At 59.9% G+C, this 21246-nt stretch carries 24 protein-coding genes; 11 read left to right on the top strand and 13 right to left on the bottom strand.

The features are described 5' to 3' along the window. Positions 1 to 56: 56 nt before the first annotated feature. The 6 genes from panF to acs form a co-directional block, all read right to left on the bottom strand. Complete coding sequence (gene panF, locus GWQ22_RS04590) at positions 57 to 1514, bottom strand: sodium/pantothenate symporter (protein ID WP_275929575.1); 1458 nt, start codon at positions 1512 to 1514, stop codon at positions 57 to 59. Then, the gene (locus tag GWQ22_RS04585) at positions 1504 to 1782 is read right to left on the bottom strand and encodes a YhdT family protein (RefSeq protein WP_275929603.1); all 279 of its coding nucleotides are present in this window, start codon (positions 1780 to 1782) and stop codon (positions 1504 to 1506) included. The genes panF and GWQ22_RS04585 overlap by 11 nt, the downstream gene beginning before the upstream one ends. A gap of 274 nt (positions 1783 to 2056) precedes the next feature. Next, entirely contained in the window at positions 2057 to 3397 is a 1341-nt protein-coding gene (gene accC, locus GWQ22_RS04580; protein WP_275929574.1) for an acetyl-CoA carboxylase biotin carboxylase subunit, read from the bottom strand. Between the two features lie 15 nt (positions 3398 to 3412). Beyond that, positions 3413 to 3868, bottom strand: a complete 456-nt coding sequence (gene accB, locus GWQ22_RS04575) for an acetyl-CoA carboxylase biotin carboxyl carrier protein (RefSeq protein WP_042035842.1) — start codon at positions 3866 to 3868, stop codon at positions 3413 to 3415. Positions 3869 to 3904: 36 nt separating this feature from the next. Then, on the bottom strand, positions 3905 to 4354 hold the full coding sequence (gene aroQ / locus GWQ22_RS04570) for a type II 3-dehydroquinate dehydratase (RefSeq protein WP_065402637.1): 450 nt from the start codon (positions 4352 to 4354) through the stop codon (positions 3905 to 3907). A 378-nt stretch (positions 4355 to 4732) separates the two neighbouring features. Then, positions 4733 to 6679: an acetate--CoA ligase gene (gene acs / locus GWQ22_RS04565; RefSeq protein WP_042035840.1), complete on the bottom strand. Its 1947-nt coding sequence runs from the start codon at positions 6677 to 6679 to the stop codon at positions 4733 to 4735. A 168-nt stretch (positions 6680 to 6847) separates the two neighbouring features. Here acs and GWQ22_RS04560 point away from each other — a divergent pair, with 168 nt between their 5' ends. After that, positions 6848 to 7153, top strand: coding sequence for a hypothetical protein (locus tag GWQ22_RS04560; protein WP_042035839.1), 306 nt, complete (start codon positions 6848 to 6850; stop codon positions 7151 to 7153). 25 nt (positions 7154 to 7178) lie between these two features. Here GWQ22_RS04560 and GWQ22_RS04555 read toward each other — a convergent pair whose 3' ends face one another. From GWQ22_RS04555 to GWQ22_RS04525, 7 genes are all read right to left on the bottom strand, one after another. Continuing rightward, entirely contained in the window at positions 7179 to 9629 is a 2451-nt protein-coding gene (locus GWQ22_RS04555; protein ID WP_275929573.1) for an EAL domain-containing protein, read from the bottom strand. Between the two features lie 150 nt (positions 9630 to 9779). After that, a complete protein-coding gene (locus GWQ22_RS04550; RefSeq protein ID WP_108536883.1) occupies positions 9780 to 10418 on the bottom strand; it encodes a hypothetical protein in 639 nt (212 codons plus the stop codon). Beyond that, positions 10408 to 11547 (bottom strand): hypothetical protein, encoded by a 1140-nt coding sequence (locus GWQ22_RS04545; protein ID WP_042035836.1) that lies wholly within the window; start codon positions 11545 to 11547, stop codon positions 10408 to 10410. The genes GWQ22_RS04550 and GWQ22_RS04545 overlap by 11 nt, the downstream gene beginning before the upstream one ends. A 168-nt stretch (positions 11548 to 11715) precedes the next feature. Beyond that, positions 11716 to 12084, bottom strand: a complete 369-nt coding sequence (locus tag GWQ22_RS04540) for a hypothetical protein (RefSeq protein WP_275929572.1) — start codon at positions 12082 to 12084, stop codon at positions 11716 to 11718. Positions 12085 to 12088: 4 nt separating this feature from the next. After that, complete coding sequence (gene torD, locus GWQ22_RS04535) at positions 12089 to 12733, bottom strand: molecular chaperone TorD (protein ID WP_275929571.1); 645 nt, start codon at positions 12731 to 12733, stop codon at positions 12089 to 12091. Between the two features lie 148 nt (positions 12734 to 12881). Then, positions 12882 to 13286: a GFA family protein gene (locus GWQ22_RS04530; protein ID WP_275929570.1), complete on the bottom strand. Its 405-nt coding sequence runs from the start codon at positions 13284 to 13286 to the stop codon at positions 12882 to 12884. Positions 13287 to 13309: 23 nt separating this feature from the next. After that, the gene (locus GWQ22_RS04525) at positions 13310 to 13597 is read right to left on the bottom strand and encodes a hypothetical protein (protein ID WP_042035832.1); all 288 of its coding nucleotides are present in this window, start codon (positions 13595 to 13597) and stop codon (positions 13310 to 13312) included. On the opposite strand from GWQ22_RS04525, the gene GWQ22_RS04520 reads away from it, so the two are divergent. The 10 genes from GWQ22_RS04520 to nusB all read left to right on the top strand — a co-directional run bounded on the left by GWQ22_RS04520 (position 13596) and on the right by nusB (position 21203). Beyond that, on the top strand, positions 13596 to 14117 hold the full coding sequence (locus GWQ22_RS04520) for a hypothetical protein (protein WP_275929569.1): 522 nt from the start codon (positions 13596 to 13598) through the stop codon (positions 14115 to 14117). The two genes, GWQ22_RS04525 and GWQ22_RS04520, sit on opposite strands and share 2 nt — an antisense overlap. A 4-nt stretch (positions 14118 to 14121) precedes the next feature. Further along, positions 14122 to 15375: a serine hydroxymethyltransferase gene (glyA, locus tag GWQ22_RS04515; protein WP_042035830.1), complete on the top strand. Its 1254-nt coding sequence runs from the start codon at positions 14122 to 14124 to the stop codon at positions 15373 to 15375. A gap of 109 nt (positions 15376 to 15484) precedes the next feature. Then, positions 15485 to 15913, top strand: a complete 429-nt coding sequence (locus GWQ22_RS04510) for a hypothetical protein (protein ID WP_042035829.1) — start codon at positions 15485 to 15487, stop codon at positions 15911 to 15913. Positions 15914 to 15978: 65 nt separating this feature from the next. Continuing rightward, the gene (locus tag GWQ22_RS04505) at positions 15979 to 16311 is read left to right on the top strand and encodes an NIPSNAP family protein (protein WP_275929602.1); all 333 of its coding nucleotides are present in this window, start codon (positions 15979 to 15981) and stop codon (positions 16309 to 16311) included. A 134-nt stretch (positions 16312 to 16445) separates the two neighbouring features. Beyond that, positions 16446 to 16895, top strand: coding sequence for a transcriptional regulator NrdR (gene nrdR / locus GWQ22_RS04500; protein WP_275929568.1), 450 nt, complete (start codon positions 16446 to 16448; stop codon positions 16893 to 16895). A gap of 101 nt (positions 16896 to 16996) precedes the next feature. After that, the gene (gene ribD, locus GWQ22_RS04495) at positions 16997 to 18106 is read left to right on the top strand and encodes a bifunctional diaminohydroxyphosphoribosylaminopyrimidine deaminase/5-amino-6-(5-phosphoribosylamino)uracil reductase RibD (RefSeq protein WP_275929567.1); all 1110 of its coding nucleotides are present in this window, start codon (positions 16997 to 16999) and stop codon (positions 18104 to 18106) included. Positions 18107 to 18161: 55 nt separating this feature from the next. Then, positions 18162 to 18815 carry a riboflavin synthase gene (locus GWQ22_RS04490; RefSeq protein WP_275929566.1) on the top strand — a complete coding sequence of 218 codons (654 nt, stop codon included), beginning with the start codon at positions 18162 to 18164 and terminating at the stop codon, positions 18813 to 18815. Between the two features lie 141 nt (positions 18816 to 18956). Then, positions 18957 to 20066, top strand: a complete 1110-nt coding sequence (gene ribBA, locus GWQ22_RS04485; protein WP_275929565.1) for a bifunctional 3,4-dihydroxy-2-butanone-4-phosphate synthase/GTP cyclohydrolase II — start codon at positions 18957 to 18959, stop codon at positions 20064 to 20066. Between the two features lie 238 nt (positions 20067 to 20304). Beyond that, positions 20305 to 20775 carry a 6,7-dimethyl-8-ribityllumazine synthase gene (gene ribE / locus GWQ22_RS04480; RefSeq protein WP_005317595.1) on the top strand — a complete coding sequence of 157 codons (471 nt, stop codon included), beginning with the start codon at positions 20305 to 20307 and terminating at the stop codon, positions 20773 to 20775. 14 nt (positions 20776 to 20789) lie between these two features. Then, the gene (gene nusB, locus GWQ22_RS04475; RefSeq protein ID WP_042035824.1) at positions 20790 to 21203 is read left to right on the top strand and encodes a transcription antitermination factor NusB; all 414 of its coding nucleotides are present in this window, start codon (positions 20790 to 20792) and stop codon (positions 21201 to 21203) included. Positions 21204 to 21246 lie beyond the last annotated feature (43 nt).

The following is a 21246-nucleotide window of genomic DNA, read 5'->3' as shown; positions in this document are numbered from 1 at the left end:
TTACCTGCAAAACACCCATTTGAGGATGGTTTTGGAGCCCTTCATTAATCTATTTGTTATTGCTGCTCAAACAATCGCCGCACGCCCTGATCGGGTGGTGGTGTCAGCAGGCTGACCACCACGAAGGCAGCCAATCCCAGCCCCAGGCTCGGCACTATGGCGTGCAGTCCGGCCAGCTTGATCCCCCACTGACTCAACACGCCATAGCAGACGATGCCGGACACCATGCTGGCCAGCGCGCCCGGGCCGTTGGCCCGTGACCAGTAGAGGCCGAGCACCAGCGGCCAGAGGAATACCGCCTGCAAGCCGCCAAAGGCGAGCAGGTTGAGCCAGATGATCATCTCGGGGGGCTGTAGCGCCGCGAGCAGCACCAGGGTGCCCAGGATCAGGGTGCAGAGCAGGGAGAGGCGGGGAATGTGCACCTCCAGCTTCTCCTGCTTCGGATTGAGGTAGTTGAGGTAGAGATCCTTCACCAGGGTCGCAGAGGCCTGGATCAGCTGGGAGTCGATGGTGGACATGATGGCTGCCATGGGCGCCGCCAGGAAGACCCCGGCCAGCCAGGGGGGCAGCACCTCCATCATCAGCGAGGGCATGATTTTGTCCGGGCTGTCCATGCCGGGCAGGATGGCGCGACCGAGCGCCCCGGCCAGGTGCATGCCGAACATCAGCAGGGCACTGACCACGGTGCCGATGAGAATGCCTCTGTGCAGCGCCTTGCTGTCGCGGTAGCCAAAGCAGCGCAAGGCCGAGTGTGGCAGCCCCACAACCCCGACACAGACCAGGATCCAGAAGCTCAGCATGAAGGGCTGGGTCAGCATGTCGCCGGCCCCCTGCGGGCTCACCAGCTTGGGATCGATCTCCCTGAGCTGGTGGATGAGATTGGGCATGCCGTCACCGGCAATCAAAATCCCCGCCAGCAAGGCGCCGGTGCCGATCAGCATGATGATCCCCTGCAGGGCATCGGTCATCACCACGGCGCGAAAGCCGCCGATCACCGTATAGAGCAGCACGCAACTGGCAAACAGGAAAAGCCCCTGCTGATAGCTCAGGCCGGTCGCCGTCTCCAGCAGGCGGGCGCCGCCGATAAACTGCACCACCATGGTCGCGATAAAGGCGAGGATGATGGTGACCGAGCCCAGCACGACGACGGCCTTGCTCTGATAGCGGGCCCACAGCATGTCGTTGATGGTCACCGCATTGACCCGGCGGGCTATGATGGCGAACTTCTTGCCGAGCACCCCCAGGGTGAGCCAGACGGTGGGCAGCTGGATCATCGCCAGCAACACCCAGCCAAGGCCTATTTTGTAGGCTGCCCCCGGGCCGCCGATGAAAGAGGACGCCGAGGTATAGGTGGCTACCAGCGTCATGGCCAGTACCAGGCCGCCCATGCTGCGGTTGCCGATGAAGTACTCCTGCACGAAGTCGCCGCCGGCGCGGTGGCGGCTGGCCCAGAAGCCGATCCCGAGCACCAGCACCAGATAGAGGATGAGCGGCAGCATCAGCTCAAGATTCATGGGGGGGCTCCTTGGCATGGGGGGGGGGCGTATCGAGGGGAATATCCACAAACAGGCGATCCACCATCAGGCCGCACAGCACGATGAACAACAGTGGCATAACCATGCAGCTGAGCAGGAACCAGAGCGGCATGTCCCAGTATTCGATCTCTTCGGGGATGAAGTACGCAGTGCCATACCAGGCAAGGAAGTAGAGCAGGGTCAGCAGCAGGCAGAGGGCTGCTTCCCGGCGAGCGAGCGCGAAACGATTCACCTTGGCCTCCGACAATTTTGAGGGGCGCAAGGATAACAAAAAAGGGCCATGTCGCCATGGCCCTTTTTCAACAGAGGCTCCTTACGGAGCTGACTTCTATCGGAAGTCATTGTTCTGCCTTAGATCCTTACAGACCCAACTTCTTGTGCAGGTAGTGGGCGTTGGTACTGCGCCACCGTGCAATGTCATCGGGTCTCTATCAGTGATCCTTACAGACCCAGCTTCTTGTGCAGGTAGTGGGCGTTGGTACTGCCACCGTGCAATGTCATCGGGTCTCTATCCGCGATCCTTACAGACCCAGCTTCTTGTGCAGGTAGTGGATATTGGTGCCACCGTGCTGGAAGTTTTCGTCTTTCATGATCTCTTTTTGCAGGGAGACGTTGGTCTTGATCCCTTCCACCACCAGCTCGTCCAGCGCCTGGCGCATGCGGGCGATGGCGACGTCACGGTTCTCGCCGTAACAGATCAGCTTGCCGATCATGGAGTCGTAGTAAGGCGGAACCTTGTAACCGGCGTAGATGTGGGAATCCCAACGTACGCCCAGACCACCCGGCGCATGGAAGCGCTGGATCAGGCCCGGAGACGGCATGAAAGTAGCCGGGTCTTCGGCGTTGATCCGGCATTCGATGGCATGGCCACGGATGAGGATGTCCTGCTGGGTGATCGACAGGGGCTGACCGGCGGCGATGCGCAGTTGCTCCTTGATCAGATCCACGCTGGTGACCATCTCGGTGACCGGATGCTCAACCTGGATACGGGTGTTCATCTCGATGAAATAGAACTCGCCGTTTTCGTACAGGAACTCGAAGGTCCCCGCGCCGCGGTAGCCGATCTCGATACAGGCGCGCACGCAGCGCTCGCCGATGAACTTGCGCATCTCTTCGGTGATGCCGGGTGCCGGTGCCTCTTCGACCACTTTCTGGTGGCGACGCTGCATGGAGCAGTCACGCTCGCCCAGATAGAGGGCGTTGCCCTGGCCGTCTGCCAATATCTGAATTTCGATATGGCGCGGGTTTTCCAGGTACTTCTCCATGTAGACCATGTCGTTCTTGAAGAACTGGCCTGCTTCGGATTTGGTCAGGGCGATGGCGGCAGCCAGCTCGGCTTCACTGCGTACCACGCGCATGCCGCGACCACCACCGCCACCGGCGGCCTTGATGATCACCGGATAACCGATGCGCTTGGCAATGGCGGCGTTGTGCTTGGCATCGCTGTCGACGGGACCGTCGGAGCCTGGTACGCAAGGTACGCCGGCCTTCTTCATCGCCTCGATGGCGGAGACCTTGTCACCCATCAGGCGAATGGTCTCAGGCCTAGGGCCGATGAAGATGAAGCCGGATTTTTCGACCACTTCGGCGAAATCGGCGTTCTCGGAGAGGAAGCCATAACCCGGGTGGATGGCAACGGCTCCCGTGACCTCGGCGGCGGCGATGATCGCCGGCACATTGAGGTAGGATTCACCGCTGGCAGGCTTGCCGATGCAGATGGTTTCGTCGGCGAGGAGCACATGCTTGAGCTCCCGATCGGCGGTGGAGTGAACGGCCACTGTCTTGATCCCGAGCTCTTTGCAAGCGCGCAGGATCCGCAGGGCAATTTCACCGCGGTTGGCGATGACTACTTTGTCCAACATGGGTGGCAATTTCCCTTATTCGATGATGAACAGCGGCTCGTCAAATTCGACGGCCTGACCATTTTCAACCAGGATCGCTTTGATCACGCCGGCCTTGTCAGACTCGATTTGGTTCATCATTTTCATGGCTTCGACGATGCACAGGGTATCGCCAACATTGACGTGCTGACCCACTTCCGCGAACGGTTTGGCTTCCGGGCTGGAGGAGCGATAGAAGGAGCCCACCATGGGGGAGCGCATCAGATGGCCACTCGGCGCGGCCGCATCGGCGGTCGGTGCTGTGGCGGCGGCGGCCGGTGCGGCGGCAGGGGCCATGGCTGGCTGCATCATCATCTGCGGCATGGCGGTGGTCACCTGACCGGAGAAGTTGCGGCTGATGCGAACGGACTCTTCACCCTCGGAGATCTCCAGTTCGGCGATGCCGGACTCTTCAACCAGTTCAATCAGCTTCTTGATTTTGCGGATATCCATTAGCATTCTCTTTCTTCTTTATCTGATCAGTGATTATCAAGCCGCGCGCAACTGATGCACGGCCGCGGTTAAAGCGAATTGGTAGCCATCGGCACCCAGCCCGCAGATCACCCCCCTGGCGACATCAGACAGATAGGAGTGATGACGGAAGGGCTCCCTGGCATGGACGTTTGACAGGTGAACCTCGATAAAGGGGATGGCCACACCCAGCAGTGCATCGCGGATGGCGACACTGGTATGGGTGAAGGCTGCCGGATTGATGATGATAAAATCCACCTGGCCCATGGCCTGATGAATGCGGCTGACCAACTCATGTTCGGCGTTGGATTGCAGGTGTTCCAGTGTGACACCGAGTTCGCTGGCGTTGTGCGTCAGATCGGCAACGATCTCGTCGAGCGTCTTGCTGCCGTAGATGCCCGGTTCCCGTTTGCCCAGCAGGTTCAGGTTCGGCCCGTTGAGCAGGAGAATACGGTGATTTTGCGACATATTGAGTACATCCTCGATGATAATGCTGCTATCTATCCGCTATCTTGTGGACTACCAGAAATCTAGCCATTTTCTGAGCAATTCGGTGTGCACTGGTACACAGATTTCGCAATTATATTGATTTCGTGAAAATTAGCAGCATTTTACTGGTCTAATCTCTACATCTGTCTGTTTTTTTGAGCTCTTGGGCTCGCTATTCAATGGCTCGGTAGCAGAGACGACAAAGCCGGCACTGGGCCGGCTTTGGGGGCTGCGAAGGGGCGGGATCAGGCCGCTTCGGATTGCTCGCGGATGAGTTTGTCCACTACACCCGGATCCGCCAGGGTGGAGATATCCCCCAAGCTATCGGTTTCGCCGGCGGCAGGATATGGGGCATGATCATGCGGCTTCCGACTTCTCGCGAATGAGCTTGTCCACTACACCCGGATCAGCCAGGGTGGAGATATCCCCCAGGCTATCGGTTTCACCGGTGGCGATCTTGCGCAGAATTCGGCGCATGATCTTGCCGGAACGGGTCTTGGGCAGCCCCTCGGCCCAGTGGATCACATCCGGGGTGGCGATGGCGCCAATCTCCTTGCGGACCCACTCCTTCACCTCTTTGTGCAGCTCGCGGCTCGGCTCTTCCCCGGCGATCAGGGTGACATAGGCGTAGATGCCCTGACCCTTGATCTCGTGAGGCACCCCCACCACAGCCGCTTCGGCAATTTTGGGATGGGAGACCAGCGCCGATTCAATTTCGGCTGTGCCCATGCGGTGTCCCGAGACGTTCAGTACATCATCCACTCGCCCCGTGATCCAGTAGTAACCATCCTCATCGCGACGGGCGCCGTCGCCGGTAAAGTAACGACCTGGGAAGGTCGAGAAGTAGGTCTGCTCGAAGCGCTCGTGATCGCCGAACACGGTGCGCATCTGACCCGGCCAGGAGTCGGAGATCACCAGATTGCCCTCGGTGGCCCCCTCCAGCGGCTCGCCCATGTTGTCTACCAGCGCTGGCTGCACACCGAAGAAGGGACGAGTGGCTGAGCCTGGCTTGAGATCGGTGACGCCGGGCAGCGGGCTGATGAGGATGCCACCGGTTTCGGTTTGCCACCAGGTATCGACGATGGGGCAGCGCTCCTCGCCTATAGTGCGGTAGTACCACTCCCAGGCTTCCGGGTTAATGGGTTCACCCACGGAGCCCATGATGCGCAGGCTCTGGCGAGAGGTGCCCTCGACCGCATCCCGGCCCTTGGCCATGAGCGCGCGGATCGCCGTCGGTGCCGTGTAGAGGATGGAGACCTGGTGCTTGTCCACCACCTGGCTCATACGGTTGGTGGCCGGGTAGTTGGGCACCCCTTCGAACATGATGGTGGTGGCGCCGTTGGCGAGCGGCCCGTAGACCAGATAGGAGTGGCCCGTGACCCAGCCCACGTCGGCGGTACACCAGTAGATGTCCTCCTCGTGGTAGTCAAAGATGTACTTGAAGGTGAGGGTGGCATAGACCAGATAGCCGCCTGTGGTGTGCAACACGCCCTTGGGCTTGCCGGTCGAGCCTGAAGTGTAGAGGACGAACAGGGGATCTTCGGCACCCATGGCTTCGGGCGGGCAGTCGGCGCTGACGGTCGCGATGGCTTCGTGCCACCAGATGTCCCTGTGGCCATGCCAGGCGACCTTGCCGCCGGTGCGCTTGAGCACTATCACCTTGCTGACCTGGGTATCCGGGTTGGTGAGCGCTTCATCCACATTCTTCTTGAGCGGGACCGGGCGGCCGCCGCGCAGCCCCTCGTCGGCCGTGATAACGATGGAGGAGCCGGAGTCGATGATGCGACCGGCCAGGGCCTCCGGCGAGAAGCCGCCGAAGACGATGCTGTGCACGGCGCCGATACGGGTACAGGCCAGCATGGCGATGGCGGCTTCCGGCACCATGGGCATATAGAGGCAGACCACGTCACCTCGGTGAACCCCTTGTGCTTTCAATACGTTGGCAAACTTGCACACTTCGCTGTGCAGTTCGCGGTAGGTCAGCTTGCGATCTTCGGCGGGGTTGTCCCCTTCCCAGATGATGGCGACCTTGTCACCGCGCTGTGCCAAATGGCGATCCAGGCAGTTGGCCGAGACGTTGAGCAGGCCATCTTCATACCACTTGATGGAGACGTGGCCCGGGTCGTAGGAGGTGTTCTTGACCTTGGTATAGGGCTTGATCCAGTCGAGGATCTTTCCCTGCTCACCCCAGAAGGCATCCGGATCCTGCACCGAGGCCTGGTACATGGCCTCGTAGCCTGCCTTGTCCAACAGGGCGTCCTTGCTGATGTGGGCCTTGATCGGGTAGACCTTGCTCTCGCTCATGTGTCACTCCTTTTGATACATTCTTGTAATGATTAAGTAACAACTTATACCTTTGGCGAGGGAGGGCAATTAGACTTTTGGATAGATGGAAACAGTTACTTACAGTGCCATTCGTGACAACTCATAGGTGATAGCGTAAAAACATCGGTTTTATCGATGGAGATCGCTATGTTGTCCCTGCTCCTTTGCACCGCCCTCTGGCAGTCCGATGCCTCTACGCTGGTTGATGAAGCCGCGCTTGCTGATCCCCAGCCCAAAGAGTTCCCCGTGACTCGCGTGCAGGGCGGCTCGCCAGCAGTGCGGGAGCGTATTGCCGATCAGATGGGCAATGCATTTCTGGCGCGCAAGCCCCCGGTGACAGTGACGCTTCGACAGCCCGACTTACGTTACCCTCAGGATCCCTTGCTGGCTGATCCGCACCAGGCCCGGAGTGAGGTTTGGGATACAGAGTTAGGGTTGACGTTCAACGAATAAGTGATGTGCCCGGTTCTATCCCAGGTCAACACCAGACCCCCTTGCCGGGGGCCAGTTGAGCGGCGAGATGGGGCTCGGTCAAGGGATGGCTGAACAGATAGCCCTGTCCCTCCTGGCAGTGCAGGGATTGCAGAAACTGGCGCTGAGCCTGGGTTTCGATCCCCTCGGCGGTGACCGCCATGTTCAGGCTGTCTGCCAGGTTGATGATGGTACGGCACAACTCCCGGCTGTGTTTGTCATCCGGTAGGGCCTGCACGAAGGTGCGGTCTATCTTGATGCGATCGATGGGCAGACTTTTCAGCAGGCTCAGGGATGAGAAGCCGGTCCCGAAGTCGTCGATGGCGATCTGCACCCCCAGCGCCTTCAGGCGGGTGAACAGCTGCATGCTCTGATCGACCCGCTGTATGATGCTCTCTGTGACCTCTATCTCCAGCCGATCCGGCGGGAAACCTGTTTCCGCCAGAATGGCGGCGACCCGCTCCACATAGCCAGGAGTTCGCATCTCCCGCACCGAGACATTGACCGAGAGCCGTGGCACCGCTAGGCCAGCCGTCAGCCACGTCTGTCCCTGCTGACAGGCGGTGCGCATCACCCACTCCCCAATCTGCTCTATCAGACCGCACTCCTCGGCCACCGGGATGAAGCGAGCGGGGGCTATCATGCCCTCGTTGGGATGTTGCCAGCGCAGTAGAGCCTCCAGCCCGCTCAGGCGGTTGCTGTTCAGGTCCGTCAGTGGCTGGTACATGATGCAGAGCTGATGCTGTTCTATGGCCTTGATCAGTCCCTGCTCCATGCTCATTCGCTCACGGAGCTGCTCGGCCATGTCGGGGGTGTAGAACAGATAGCCGTTGCGGCCCCGGCTCTTGGCCTCATACATGGCGTTGTCGGCTGCGCTGACCAGGGCATCCGGGTTCTGGGCGTGTTCAGGGTAGAGGGCTATGCCTATGCTGGCGGAGACGGCGACCTGCTCGTGTGCCAGCTCGACCGGCTCGCGCAGGCGGGCCAGCAGCTGATCGGCGAGCCGTTCCAGCTCTTCCTGCTGCTCGAAATAGGGGATCAGCACCAGAAATTCATCTCCACCGAGCCGGGTGGCAACGTCGTTGTGGTGCAGGCAGAGGCGGATGCGTTCGGCCAGCAGCTTGAGCAGCTGATCCCCCGCCCTGTGGCCCAGGTTGTCATTGATTAGCTTAAAGCCGTCCAGGTCGATGAACAGCAGGGCGAGTCGCTGCCGGTTGAGCTGGGCTGTCTTGATCTCCAGTTCGAGCCGCTCCTGCAACAGGTTGCGGTTGCCGAGCTCGGTCAGGGGATCGTGATAGGCGAGGTGATTGAGCTGTGCCTCGGCCTTGCGGATGGCGCTGATGTCGGAGAAGGCTATCACGTAGTGGGTGATGTTGTGGCGATTGTCGTAGAGCGCGCTGACGTGCTGCCAGGAGGTGAAGTAGCCGCCATCCTTGCGCAGGCATATCATCTCCCCGTGCCAGGCATGGCTGCCGGGCTGCAGGGTATGCCAGGGGTAGTCGATACCGGTATGGCTGCGCGGATGCATGATGGATTCCGGCGACTTGCCCACGACCTCGTTCGCTTCATATTGGGTCATGTTGCAGAAGGCCGGGTTGACCGAGATGATCTGGCGCTGGCCATCCATGATGATGATGCCCTCGGCCGTGGTTTCGAATACCACATTGGCCTGGCGCAGCTGGTCTTCCTGAATGCAACGATCGGTCGCGTCGTGGATCACCCCCATGATGCGGTGCCCCAGACTGTCGGGGGTCGCCACGTGAAGGGTGTGAAGATCGATCCAGCCCCGCACCTGATCGGGCCCCAGATAGCTCAAGGTCAGATGAAGGGGGGCCGTGCCTTTGAGCGCCGATCTGAGTTGCTCCCCCGAGACCGGGTCGAAGCGCTTGATGAACTGATCCATTCCCCCTTCAAACTGATGGGCCTGCGTCCCGAGCAGACGCTCAACCTGGCCATCAAATTGCAGCCGATCCTCTGTCACATACCACTCCCAGACCCCGACTTGGCCGGCGCTCATGGCCAGTTGCAGCCGTTGCTGCGCCTCGACCAGCTCGGTCACATCCCGCACTATGGTCAGGATGCCGTCAGGTGTGCCCTGCTCATCCCGCATGGGGCTGTAAATGGCCTGCCAGTGCCGTTGCTGGCCCTGATGCGCCTTTGTCTGACCACTCAGGCTCAGCGTCACCCGGGGGACGCTGCTGCTGATGATCTGCTGGAACAGGGGTTCCAGTACTGGCGCCAGAGTCGGCACTATCTCACGCAAGTATTTGCCGTAGTGATCCTCACGGGAGAGGCCGTTGATATCGGCGAGTGTCTGATTGACGCTGCGGCAGCGAAAATGGCGGTCGAACACACCTATGCCAAACGGTGCCAGCTCGAACAGTTGCTGCAGTTCATTTGGATTCATATGACCTGTTTTTGGTGAGGCAGGCATGAATTCGGATGTCTCTTCGCACATGATGGTTCCTGAATTGACTTTATTGTCATTTAAGGTGTTATCAGTATGGCATGAAGCGCTTTGGAGGGAAGAGAGAGGGGCTGTATTTGCCCCCTCTCTGGTGCCTGACGTGTTCAGGGGTTGGTTTATCAAAGGTGGAGTGGTGGGGTGCTACCAGTGGAAGCGATAGCTCAGGGTCAGGCTCACCACCGGCTGCCAGTCATGCTCCTTGATCAGCCACTGCTTGGCCCCCAGCTCAGTGCCCAGTCGCCACTGCTGCCAGGCCCAGCTGCGCTCGAGCGTGAGCCCCCAGTCCCGCCAACCCGCGTTGGCATCATAAGCTGCCATGTGAGCCTGACTGCCCCGCGTTAGCCAGAGGTTGAGGGAGAGGGCGGCCGGCAGCGGCAGGCTGTGCTCCATATACCAGATCTGGCCATAGCGACCGGTGACATCATGGAGCTGGCCCAGGGTCAGCTGATGATCCTCATCCAACTGCCAGCCGAGGCGCCAGAGCGCGCTGAAACGAGTGCGATCGACCACCTGCATGGGGCTGACCCCCACGGCGAGGAAGCTCTTTTGGTAGAGCGGCAAGGCCAGTCCCGCACTCTGTCCATCGGCAAAGATCAGGCCAACCAGGGTCTCCCGTTCATGGGTGAGCCAGAGCTGCATGCTGGCGTCGGCACTGCCCCCAGCCTGATTGCTGCCGAGCTGCCACTGGCTGCCCACTTGCCACAGGTTGTCCGGCTCCTTGGCTGACAGGGGCAATGCGAGTGCCGGGGCCAGTAGTAGCCAGCGACGGCTACTTGCCATAGAGCCGCAGCCAGTCTCTGTCTTGATGCATGCCCATCAGGTGGCAGATGATACCGGAGCGCTGGAAGGCGTAGATAAGAAACACGCTGGTGGCACTGAGTGCCATGATGAGGCCGAAGCTGTTGGGCAATATGGTGCCCTGGCGAGCGGTCCACCACAGCAGCAAGGGGCCCCACAGGTGCACGAAGATGCTTTTGTGGAAGATGAAAACGGTCAGCGAATACATGCCTATCCAGTTGAGCGGGCGCCAGCACAGGCGGATGTTGCGCTGATGCAACCAGAGCACGACACCGATCACCAGAAACTCCATGCCCCAGATCCCGGCGCGGCCCGTCATGTCCATCGCCAGCTCATGCTCGTTGGCATAGATGTCGTTGAGTTCGACGGAGCTGCGTTCGCCAAACACAAGGTAAACAGCGAGGGCGATGAGAGAGAGGGTGAGCACCAGGCCGTTGAGGCGATCCCGCCACTGGGGACGCTGATGCCAGCACCAGCCATACAGGAAGCCGAAGCAGCCGCTGGCCATGAAGAGATCGAGGCGGGCATCGAGCTCATAGTCAGGGTGCACATGCAGTTTCATCCAGCTGTCGATGTGGCCGAGCAGGGTCTGCACGCCGAGTTGATCCAGCAGCAGGCTGAGCAGGGTCAGCAGCAGCATGCCGCGCATACCGAACCAGGCGTAGACCAGCGAGAAGAGCGCTAGCAGGCACATCCATAACATGACCGGATAGAAAGAGATGGCCTCGCCGAAGTTGGGGGCTATGACCAGTCCCTCGACATAGAGCACCAGAATGATGCTGGCAAACAGCACCAGCTTGCCGGCCAGCTGCGGTTTGAAGCTGGCTTGATCGCGACGGCTCAGGTTGAAGGCCGCCAGGGCCAGATAGATCTGGCTCACCCAGGGAATGAGCCAGGCCGAGACCTGTGCCGTGGTGTGATCCATGGGCAGCAGATGGCCAGCCATGGCCTTGTGCGACAGATAGAAGCTGTCCCACAGGGCCTGTTCCCGGTTGAAGAAGTCGATATACCAGTAGTTGAGGTAGCCGGTGTAGTGTTCGAAGACGGCCATGAAGATGACGAGCCCTCGCAACAGGTCGAGACCCGTGATGCGTGCGTCCTGTGGAGGCATGGGGTTGCTCCTGTATCGGTGGAAAAGGAGCGGCACTATAACGGTTGCAACAAAACTGAATGGGAGCTGAATGTAAGCGGATGTTACCGTCGTTCGTCACACCCGCCTTGCGATAGCGGGGGATCTTCGGATCCGGCTGTCATGATTTGTAATACTTTTGGCGGTTCTTCAGCCCTTCTGGCGGCCGAATGCCTGAATGCCGCGCACCAGCACCAGCAGGCCTAGCACTTGGAAGGGCAGGGAGAGGGCGAGTAACAGCAGCCAGTGGGCCTCGCTGCCGCTGGCGTTGATGAAGTCTATCCAGGCGACCAGCAGGGTGAGCATGCCCGCTATCTGAAAACGACGGCGCAGCACCACTTCCACCCCCAGATTGGCGAGATAGAGGGTCAGCAGTATGCCGCCAAAGCCGGTGAGTTGGGCCGTGCCGTAGATCTCTCTATCCGGATTGAACAGCAGGCTGATCAAGGGGGTCAGACCCTGCTCCTGCGGGATCAGTGCCAGTAGCCAGCAGGCGATCAGTAACAGGGCTGTTTTCATCGGCTCAGTCGGCGGAACGGGCCGGTTTGACCAGGCTGAGGTAGTTGGCATCCATGGTGAGGAATACCCCCAGCAGGCGGGCGCTGGCACCATAGAAGCCGAATGGATCGGCGGCGCGGCAGGCGGCCTCAAAAAGGGGGAACCAGGCCAGCAGATGAGTGTGCAACAGCGCTTCTTGCTCGCCGAGCCACAATTCACGCTGATCGGCACTGGCGGCTTCGGCGGCGCGTATGATGAGATTGCCCATCAGATCCAGTTCGACGCCCAGATGATCGACCGGCTGCGGGTACTTGGCGTCGACGTCGATGGCGAGCCGTGCCAGTCGTTCTTGCATGCGCACCAGGGATGCCACCGTCAGATGGGCGGACTCATAAGGCTGAACGGCGGGGTCGGCCAGAAACAGCGCCTTGAAATCGGCGGTCAGGGCTCGGGCCCGATCCGGGCGCACCAGCAGGCGGGCGATGGCCTCGTTGAGTTCGGTGACGGCCGGGCGCATGGGATCCAGCGTGGAGAGGCTCTTCAGGAAGCTTCGCACATCGTAGCTGTCGTATTCGGCGATCTGTTCATCACTGAGCTCGGCGCTAAACAGGGTGGCAAACCACCAGTACAGTTCGGCCCGACGTTCGCTAGTGGCCAGAAATTCCTGCATTTTTCCTCCGTGGATGGCAAGCGGGAAACAGAGTGAAACCGATTCTAACGGCTTTGGCAGAAAAGTTAACCCATAGGTGACAATTCGCCGAACAGGCCAGCAAAAACGCCGCCGGAGACGACGTTTTCAGGGCATGTTGGTAACGACGTCAGACGGTGGGGCGGGTCTCGAACTGCGGCAGCGCATCACAGATTTCGTGCCAGGGCGCCCTGGATCCGACGAAGATGTGGAAACCGGGTCGTTGGGTCGGCGCCTCGTTGAGAATGCCGAGGCGCAGGTTCAGCTTGCCGCTGCTTTGCTTCTGGCTGAACAGACTGGAGCCGCAGTGGCGGCAGAAAGCGAGGGTGGTCTCGGGGGATTTCTGAAAGCGGCTGATGGCCTCTTCGCCACGGGTGACCGTGACCTTGTCACCGTCCAGCCCGCCGACCGGGGCGTAATCGGCACCGGAGAACTTGCGGCACTCGGAGCAGTGGCAGTTGCCCAGGTAGTCGAACTGGTCGGGCAGGCTCAGGGCCACGGCGCCACACAGGCAGCTGGCGGTCAATAGTGTCATCTTGCGGTTCCTTGATTGATGGATCAGCGCTCTTCGCGGTAGAGCGCCTGCTTGCAACGGACGCAGATATGCTGGCGCCGAAAATCGGTCTGATGCAGCAGGCCGACGTCCAGTTGTTCATGATGGCCGCAATGAATGCAGAAGATGATATCGCCATCGACGGCCTCCGGATGGGCGGCCAGATACTGCTCCCAGGTGGGCAAGGCCTCCCACTGATAGGTAAAGGGGCTCTTGCGACTGCCGGTATAGTAGACCCAATAGAAAACAGCGAATACCGATATGATCAGAAAAAGCATCAGGTTATCCATCATGGCGTACTCCCGTGTTGAGCCGGTGCAGAGAAGAAAGAGCGAGGCGGAAGCGGGTCGGGAACATGGTGTTGCAATGGGGTGGCCAGCGATGGCTGGGCGGTTCAGCCAAACGGTCGTCCCTACCCACCCTTGGTCGGCAGGTGTGCTGGCGAAGGGTGAACGCCTTGCGCGGCATTTTTTGCCTCCATCTTGGCTGGGCAACCACTGCGTCACGCAAAGATGTTATCTGTTAATAATCGCTATATCTATGATCCGGTTCTGGTTTTTTCTATTTTTTGTCTGCGTTTGTGGCTGTTGTCTGGGGTGTGGGGTAGTGAACAGCAAGGAAGAAGGCATGGGAACGAGCGCCTTGGCAGGCACGCTGGCGGAGGATTGGGGGGCGACGCGGGCCTCGATATTTGCGACACATTTTACATTGTTTAAACAAATTTTTGGGTGGTTGGACTGTCTCTTTGATCTCGCTCACGTTACAATGCCGCTGCCCACTTCACCTAACGCGCAAACGATTTTCAGGAGATAAACGGATGTTGAAACGTGACATGACCATCGCAGGCTATGATCCCCAGCTGTGGCAGGCCATCACAGACGAGACCCGTCGTCAGGAAGAGCATATCGAGCTGATCGCGTCTGAGAACTACACCAGCCCCCGCGTCATGGAAGCCCAGGGCTCCCAGCTGACCAACAAGTATGCCGAAGGCTATCCGGCCAAGCGCTACTACGGTGGTTGCGAGTATGTCGATGTGGTCGAAACCCTGGCCATCGAGCGCGCCAAGGAACTGTTTGGTGCCACTTACGCCAACGTGCAGCCGCACTCCGGCTCCCAGGCCAACAGCGCCGTCTATATGGCGCTGCTGCAGCCGGGCGATACCGTGCTGGGCATGAACCTGGCCCACGGTGGTCACCTGACCCACGGCTCCCCGGTGAACTTCTCCGGCAAGCTGTACAACATCATCCCTTACGGTATCGATGAGTCCGGCAAGATTGACTATGACGAAATGGAACGTCTGGCCGTTGAGCACAAGCCGAAGATGATGATCGGTGGCTTCTCCGCCTACTCCGGTATCGTTGACTGGGCCCGCATGCGTGAAATCGCTGACAAAATCGGTGCTTGGCTGTTCGTCGACATGGCGCACGTGGCCGGTCTGATTGCCGCTGGCGTCTACCCGAACCCGGTGCCCCACGCTCACGTGGTCACCTCCACCACCCACAAGACCCTGGCCGGTCCCCGTGGTGGTCTGATCCTCTCCGCCGCTGACGATGAAGATCTCTACAAGAAGCTGAACTCCGCTGTCTTCCCGGGCGGCCAGGGCGGCCCGCTGATGCACGTCATCGCCGGTAAAGCCGTGGCCTTCAAAGAGGCGCTGGAGCCCGAGTTCAAGACCTATCAGGCTCAGGTGGTCAAAAACGCCAAGGCCATGGCGGCCACCTTCATCGAGCGTGGTTACAAGATTGTCTCCGGCGGTACCGACAACCACCTGATGCTGGTGGACTTGATTGGTCGCGAGCTGACCGGTAAAGAGGCCGATGCCGCCCTTGGTAAGGCCAACATCACGGTCAACAAGAACTCCGTTCCTAACGACCCGCGCTCCCCGTTCGTCACCTCCGGTGTGCGTATCGGTACTCCGGCCATCACCCGCCGCGGTTTCAAGGAAGCCGAGTCCATCCAGCTGACCAACTGGATCTGCGACGTGCTGGACAACCACGACAACGATGCCGTGCTGGCCACCGTACGTGAGCAGGTGCTGGACATCTGCCGTCGTTTCCCGGTTTATGCCTGATAACGGCGTTCATCCGGTTTGAGGCCAATGCCACCTTCGGGTGGCATTGTTTTTTCTGTTTCGGCCCCGCTACGGGCGCCGAGTTCGTTCAGCAGACAGAGGAGGCAGCATGTCAGGCGAGAGCGCGAGTACAGATGAGGATCTGATCTTGTCCATCCGTGCCCAGTACCATTTTCGCGATAGTCCCGAGGGGCTGCTGGCATGGGATGTGCGCCGTCTGGTACGGCGGAGCCGCGGGCTGCCGGTGCAAGCTGTGCCGCTGGCACAGATTGCCGAACTGGATTTTGAGCACTGGTATGGATACGGCGAGGCCAGACCCACGGTGCGCAGCATCATAGAGCACTGTCAGCTGATGCTGGCCGCCGATCTCGCCTATCCCATCATTCTGGACAGTGCGGGACGGGTCATGGATGGCATGCACAGGGTGAGCAAGGCCTTGATGCAGGGCCACACCCATATTGATGCCGTGCAGTTTGTGCAGGATCCGGCGCCCGATCACACTGGGTGTGATCCCGACACCTTGCCTTATGACGATTGAGCCTCTGGCCGATCGAATGATGCTGTATGTGCCTTTTTACACCATTTTTAGCAGGAGAAAGCGTGATGAAGCGAGTGCTGGAGATCCGGAGCTATCGGCTCAAGGCCGGGAGCCGTGCGGCTTTTCATCGGCTGGTCACCGAGCAGAGTCTGCCCTTGCACCTTGCCTGGGGGATGGATGTGGTGAGCTATGGCCCCTCCTTGCATGATCCGGACGCCTATTTTCTGATGCGTGCCTACGATGACCTTGAGCATCTGAACCGCTCTCAGGCGGCATTCTATGGGACTGAGGCATGGCAAGCAGGCCCGAGAGAGGCCATTGTTGCGCTGATCGAGGGTGATGCACATACAGTGCTCTGGTTGCCAGTGGCGGCCATAGAAGCGCTGCGCACGTGCTGATACGGTTAAAGTGCATCTGCGGTGACATATTGTTTTTCTGGGCTTTTACCGGCTTTCAATGGCCGTGCTACACTGGCCGACCAAGATCCTGACCCTGCGGGGCAGGTGCCTTTTCAGTTAACGCCGGAGGTCAGATGCATTGCCCTTTCTGTAGTGCCGTTGATACCAAGGTGATCGATTCCCGTCTGGTGGCAGAAGGCCATCAGGTGCGCCGCCGTCGTGAGTGTCTGCTCTGCCACGAGCGTTTCACCACCTTCGAGATGGCCGAGCTGGTGATGCCCCGTGTCATCAAGTCCAACGGCTCCCGTGAACCCTTCAATGAAGACAAGCTGCGTGCCGGTATACTGCGTGCACTGGAGAAGCGGCCGGTGAGCATGGAAGCCATCGAGAAGGGGGTCAATCACATCAAGTCCTGCCTGCGGGCCACCGGTGAGCGCGAAGTCGCCTCCCAGCTGGTGGGTAATCTGGTGATGGACGAGCTCAAGAGTCTGGACAAGGTGGCCTACATCCGCTTCGCTTCCGTCTATCGCAGCTTCGAAGACATTCGTGAATTTGGTGAAGAGATCGCCAAGCTGGAGAAGTAGAACAGATCGCCACGTTGGAGAAACAAGCTTCCCCAACGTCCGATTACGATGCGCTAATCGAACCTGCAACGCCCATTTTATCGCTTTGAACGGGAGCCCAGATGTTTAGTCAAGATGATTACCAATGGATGAGTCGGGCCCTCGAACTGGCCCGCCGTGGCCGCTATACCACGGCGCCCAACCCTTGTGTCGGTGCCGTGTTGGTGAAAGCTGGCGTGGTGGTCGGTGAGGGGTGGCACAAGCGTGCCGGCGAGCCCCATGCCGAGGTCTATGCCCTGCATGCCGCCGGTGAACAGGCCCGTGGCGCCACCGCCTATGTGACTCTGGAGCCTTGTTCCCACTATGGCCGTACCCCGCCCTGCGCTGAGGCGCTGATCAAGGCCGGGGTGACCCGGGTGGTTGCCGCCATGGTCGATCCCAATCCCGAGGTGGGCGGACGCGGGCTGCGCATGTTGTCTGAGGCCGGTATCAAGACCGACTTCGGCCTGCTCAGTGCCGAGGCCGAGGCACTCAATCCGGGCTTTTTCAAACGGATGCGCACCGCCTTCCCACAGGTGACGGTCAAGCTCGGCGCCAGCCTGGATGGTCGCACCGCCATGGCAAGCGGCGAGAGTCAGTGGATAACGGGTCCCCTGGCCCGTGCCGATGTACAGCGGCTGCGGGCCCGTCACGATGCGGTGCTCTCCAGCGCCGAGACGGTGCTGGCCGATGGCGCCTCGCTGACCGTGCGTTGGGACGAGCTGCCCCCCTCAGTCAAGGCCAGCTATCCCAAAGAGACCCTGCGCCAGCCGCTGCGGGTCATCGTCGACTCGCAAAACCGGCTCACCCCGGACTTGCCCCTGTTCCAGAGCACAAGCCCGGTCTTGCTGGCCCGCCACAAGGCTACCGGCGACTGGCCGGCCTGGGTGCAGCAACTGGAGCTGCCGCTGCTGGACGGCAAGCTGGATCTGGTCAGCCTCTTTATGCTGCTGGCCAAGCAGCACATCAACTCCGTGCTGGTGGAGGCAGGGCCGCGGCTGTGTGGCGCCCTGCTGAACAAAGGGCTGGTGGATGAGCTGGTGCTCTACCAGGCGCCAAGACTGATGGGGGATGAAGGGCGTGGCCTGTTCCATCTGCCCGAACTCACCCGGCTGTTCCAGGCGCCCAAGCTCAACATCAAGGATGTGCGGCTGGTGGGGCAGGACATTCGCATCACGGCGAAAATAGCCTGATTTCTCAATGTTTATCGGGGGCCAGTGTGGCCCCGTCATCAGCAAGGTGATCTGCATGTTTACCGGAATTATCGAAGCGGTGGGCACCCTGACCGAGCTGCGTCGCCAAGGCGAGGATATGGCCCTCACTGTGCACGCACCTGGCCTCGATTTCAGCGATGTCAAACTGGGTGACTCCATCGCCACCAATGGCGTCTGCCTCACCGTGGTTGCGCTGGGTGACCAGCGCTATACCGCCGACGTGTCGCTGGAGACCCTGTCGTGCACCGGCTTTGCCAAGGCCAAGGTGGGCGATCCCGTCAATCTGGAGAAGGCGCTGATGCCGACCTCCCGCTTGGGCGGTCATCTGGTCTCCGGTCATGTGGACGGGGTGGGGGAGGTGAAGAGCAAGTCCAGCAGTGGCCGCGCCATCGAATACTGGATCAAGGCGCCGGGCGAGCTCTCCCGCTACATCGCCGAGAAAGGCTCGATTGCGGTGGATGGCATCAGCCTGACGGTCAATGCCGTGCAGGGGGATGTGTTCCGCCTGACGATAGTGCCCCACACGGCGCAAGAGACCACCATCGCCCGCTGGAAACCGGGTCATCGCGTGAATCTCGAGGTGGATCAGATAGCTCGCTATCTGGAGCGCCTGATGCAAGGCAAGGCCCATGACAGTGCATCATCGTCCCTGACGTTGGAAAAACTGGCCCAGTCCGGCTTCCTGTAACGGCCTATGCCGCGGGAAAACCGTTTTCTGTGATCCCGCTCCGATTGAAATGGGGCCTTGTGCCCCCATCTAGAGCAACATAATCCCGTATCAAGCCGAGCCGGCAGGCTCAATCCCAGAAGCATGTTGATGGAGTAGCCTATGGCGCTGAGCACAACCCAGGAAATCATTGCCGATATCAAGGCTGGCAAGATGGTGATCCTGATGGATGACGAAGACAGGGAGAACGAAGGGGACCTCATCATGGCCGCCTCCTGTGTCCGCCCGGAGGATATCAACTTCATGGCCCGTTACGGCCGTGGTCTCATTTGCCTGACCCTGACCCGGGATCGTTGCAAGCAGCTGGCGCTGCCGCTGATGGTTGATCGCAACAATGCCCAGTTCTCGACCGCCTTCACCGTCACCATAGAAGCGGCCGAAGGGGTGACCACTGGCATCTCCGCCGCCGATCGCGCCGTCACAGTACAGGCAGCGGTTGCCCCCAATGCCAAGGCGGCCGATCTGGTGCAGCCGGGCCACATCTTCCCGCTGATGGCGCAGGATGGCGGCGTGCTGACCCGTGCCGGTCACACCGAGGCGGGCTGCGATCTGGCCCGGCTGGCCGGTTACGAGGCAGCTTCCGTCATCGTCGAGATCCTCAACGAGGATGGCTCCATGGCGCGCCGTCCTGACTTGGAGATCTTCGCCGAGCAGCACGGCATCAAGCTTGGTACCATTGCCGACCTTATCGAATACCGCAACCAGCACGAGACCACGGTGGAGAAAGTGGCCGAGTGCAAGCTGCCTACCGAATACGGCGAGTTCGATCTCATCACCTTCCGCGACACCATCGACAATCAGGTGCACTTTGCCCTGAAAAAGGGTGAGATTCAGGCCGACCAGCCGACGCTGGTGCGGGTGCATCTGCACGATGTGCTGAGCGATCTGCTGCTGACCGACCGTCACGCTGCCCGTAGCTGGCCGCTGCCCAAATCCATGGCCCGCATCGCCAGCGAGGGCGGGGTGCTGGTGATTCTGGGGGCGGAATCCCATGGCGAGGAGCTGCTGCCCCGGGTCAAGGGCTTTGAAGCCGCTGACAAGGGCCTGGCACCGGAAGGGGCCAAGTGGCAAGGCACATCGCGTCGGGTCGGCGTGGGTTCCCAGATCCTCAAGACGCTGGGGGTTGGCAAGATGCGGCTGTTGAGCTCGCCGAAGAAATACCATGCCCTCGGCGGTTTCGGCCTGGAAGTGGTGGAGTATGTCGGGGAATAAGCGGGTTCGGTAGCTGGCTTAGCGCCTGCGGCTGAACTTGTCCAAGAAATCCCCTCGTCTCTTCAGGCGGTTTCCGCCTGGAGGTCGTTGAATGCGTCGCTGAATAAGCGCGTCGTCCGAATGACATTGCGATCATGGCCGCCCATCGCGGCTGTGGTTTTTGTCGTGGGTCTGTTGTGCTAGAATGTGCGCACTTTTGACTCCGGCCCCTTTTGATTGCACAGATACAGGATTTCCAATGAAGGTTATCGAAGGAAATATCGCCGCTCCTGAGGCGCGCGTTGCTATTGTCGTTGCCCGTTTCAACAGCTTCATCAACGAAAGCTTGGTGGACGGTGCTGTGGACGTACTGAAGCGTCAAGGTCAAGTCCAGGACAGCAATCTCACCCTGGTACGAGTGCCGGGCGCAGTCGAAATTCCCTTGGCTATCAAGAAGCTGGCCAAGAGTGGTCAATACGATGCCATAGTCGCGCTGGGCACTGTCATCCGTGGCGGCACCTATCACTTCGAGCTGGTGGCAAGCGAGAGCAGCAAGGGCATGGCCCAGGTAATGATGGAATATGAAATTCCGGTTGCCTTCGGCGTGTTGACCACAGAAAACATTGAACAAGCCATCGAGCGCGCCGGTACCAAGGCGGGTAACAAGGGTGCAGAGGCTGCACTGAGCGCGCTCGAAATGATCAACGTCCTGAAACAGTTGGACGTGTAACGAGGAGAAGTACATTGAAACCGTCCGAGCGCCGTAAAGCCCGCCATTGCGCCACCCAGGCCATCTACCAGTGGCAGATGACCAGGGCCAACGTGGGCGACATCGAAGAGCAGTTCAAGATAGATCAGGACACCAAGGGTGTGGACCTGAACTATTTTCGCGATCTGCTGTTCGGGGTAGCCCTCCACTGCAACGAGCTGGACAAGGTGTTTTCTCCTTTCCTCTCTCGTCCGCTGGAAGAAGTGGACATGGTGGACAAGGCGATCCTGCGTCTGGCGACCTATGAGCTGACCCGTCGTGATGATGTGCCGCCGCGCGTGGTGATCAACGAAGCGATCGAGTTGGCCAAGGCCTTTGCTGCCGATGACAGCCACAAGTTTGTCAACGGTGTACTGGACAAGGTGATCAAGACGCTGGCCAAGCGTTGATCCTGCTGTCCGTCAGCATTAAGAGAGGAGCCAGCCTAACCGC

The sequence above is a fragment of the Aeromonas sp. 1HA1 genome, from assembly GCF_029237385.1.
Classification (GTDB): Bacteria; Pseudomonadota; Gammaproteobacteria; order Enterobacterales; family Aeromonadaceae; genus Aeromonas; species Aeromonas popoffii.
The sequence above is the reverse complement of the archived record's forward strand: the minus strand, read 5'-3'. Positions and strand labels throughout refer to the sequence as shown.

Excerpts from the sequence above, each read along its gene's own strand:
- accC (WP_275929574.1), bottom strand. The coding sequence starts at position 3,397 with ATGTTGGACAAAGTAGTCATCGCCAACCGCGGTGAAATTGCCCTGCGG.
- GWQ22_RS04525 (WP_042035832.1), bottom strand. The coding sequence starts at position 13,597 with ATGATGGATAACCTGATGCTTTTTCTGATCATATCGGTATTCGCTGTT.
- panF (WP_275929575.1), bottom strand. The coding sequence starts at position 1,514 with ATGAATCTTGAGCTGATGCTGCCGCTCATCCTCTATCTGGTGCTGGTG.
- GWQ22_RS04530 (WP_275929570.1), bottom strand. The coding sequence starts at position 13,286 with ATGACACTATTGACCGCCAGCTGCCTGTGTGGCGCCGTGGCCCTGAGC.
- ribD (WP_275929567.1), top strand. The coding sequence starts at position 16,997 with ATGTTTAGTCAAGATGATTACCAATGGATGAGTCGGGCCCTCGAACTG.
- acs (WP_042035840.1), bottom strand. The coding sequence starts at position 6,679 with ATGAGCGAGAGCAAGGTCTACCCGATCAAGGCCCACATCAGCAAGGAC.
- GWQ22_RS04540 (WP_275929572.1), bottom strand. The coding sequence starts at position 12,084 with ATGAAAACAGCCCTGTTACTGATCGCCTGCTGGCTACTGGCACTGATC.
- ribE (WP_005317595.1), top strand. The coding sequence starts at position 20,305 with ATGAAGGTTATCGAAGGAAATATCGCCGCTCCTGAGGCGCGCGTTGCT.
- aroQ (WP_065402637.1), bottom strand. The coding sequence starts at position 4,354 with ATGTCGCAAAATCACCGTATTCTCCTGCTCAACGGGCCGAACCTGAAC.
- nrdR (WP_275929568.1), top strand. The coding sequence starts at position 16,446 with ATGCATTGCCCTTTCTGTAGTGCCGTTGATACCAAGGTGATCGATTCC.
- GWQ22_RS04545 (WP_042035836.1), bottom strand. The coding sequence starts at position 11,547 with ATGCCTCCACAGGACGCACGCATCACGGGTCTCGACCTGTTGCGAGGG.
- GWQ22_RS04505 (WP_275929602.1), top strand. The coding sequence starts at position 15,979 with ATGAAGCGAGTGCTGGAGATCCGGAGCTATCGGCTCAAGGCCGGGAGC.
- GWQ22_RS04520 (WP_275929569.1), top strand. The coding sequence starts at position 13,596 with ATGGCGTACTCCCGTGTTGAGCCGGTGCAGAGAAGAAAGAGCGAGGCG.
- glyA (WP_042035830.1), top strand. The coding sequence starts at position 14,122 with ATGTTGAAACGTGACATGACCATCGCAGGCTATGATCCCCAGCTGTGG.
- ribBA (WP_275929565.1), top strand. The coding sequence starts at position 18,957 with ATGGCGCTGAGCACAACCCAGGAAATCATTGCCGATATCAAGGCTGGC.
- GWQ22_RS04490 (WP_275929566.1), top strand. The coding sequence starts at position 18,162 with ATGTTTACCGGAATTATCGAAGCGGTGGGCACCCTGACCGAGCTGCGT.
- GWQ22_RS04510 (WP_042035829.1), top strand. The coding sequence starts at position 15,485 with ATGTCAGGCGAGAGCGCGAGTACAGATGAGGATCTGATCTTGTCCATC.
- GWQ22_RS04550 (WP_108536883.1), bottom strand. The coding sequence starts at position 10,418 with ATGGCAAGTAGCCGTCGCTGGCTACTACTGGCCCCGGCACTCGCATTG.
- accB (WP_042035842.1), bottom strand. The coding sequence starts at position 3,868 with ATGGATATCCGCAAAATCAAGAAGCTGATTGAACTGGTTGAAGAGTCC.
- GWQ22_RS04560 (WP_042035839.1), top strand. The coding sequence starts at position 6,848 with ATGTTGTCCCTGCTCCTTTGCACCGCCCTCTGGCAGTCCGATGCCTCT.
- GWQ22_RS04555 (WP_275929573.1), bottom strand. The coding sequence starts at position 9,629 with ATGTGCGAAGAGACATCCGAATTCATGCCTGCCTCACCAAAAACAGGT.
- torD (WP_275929571.1), bottom strand. The coding sequence starts at position 12,733 with ATGCAGGAATTTCTGGCCACTAGCGAACGTCGGGCCGAACTGTACTGG.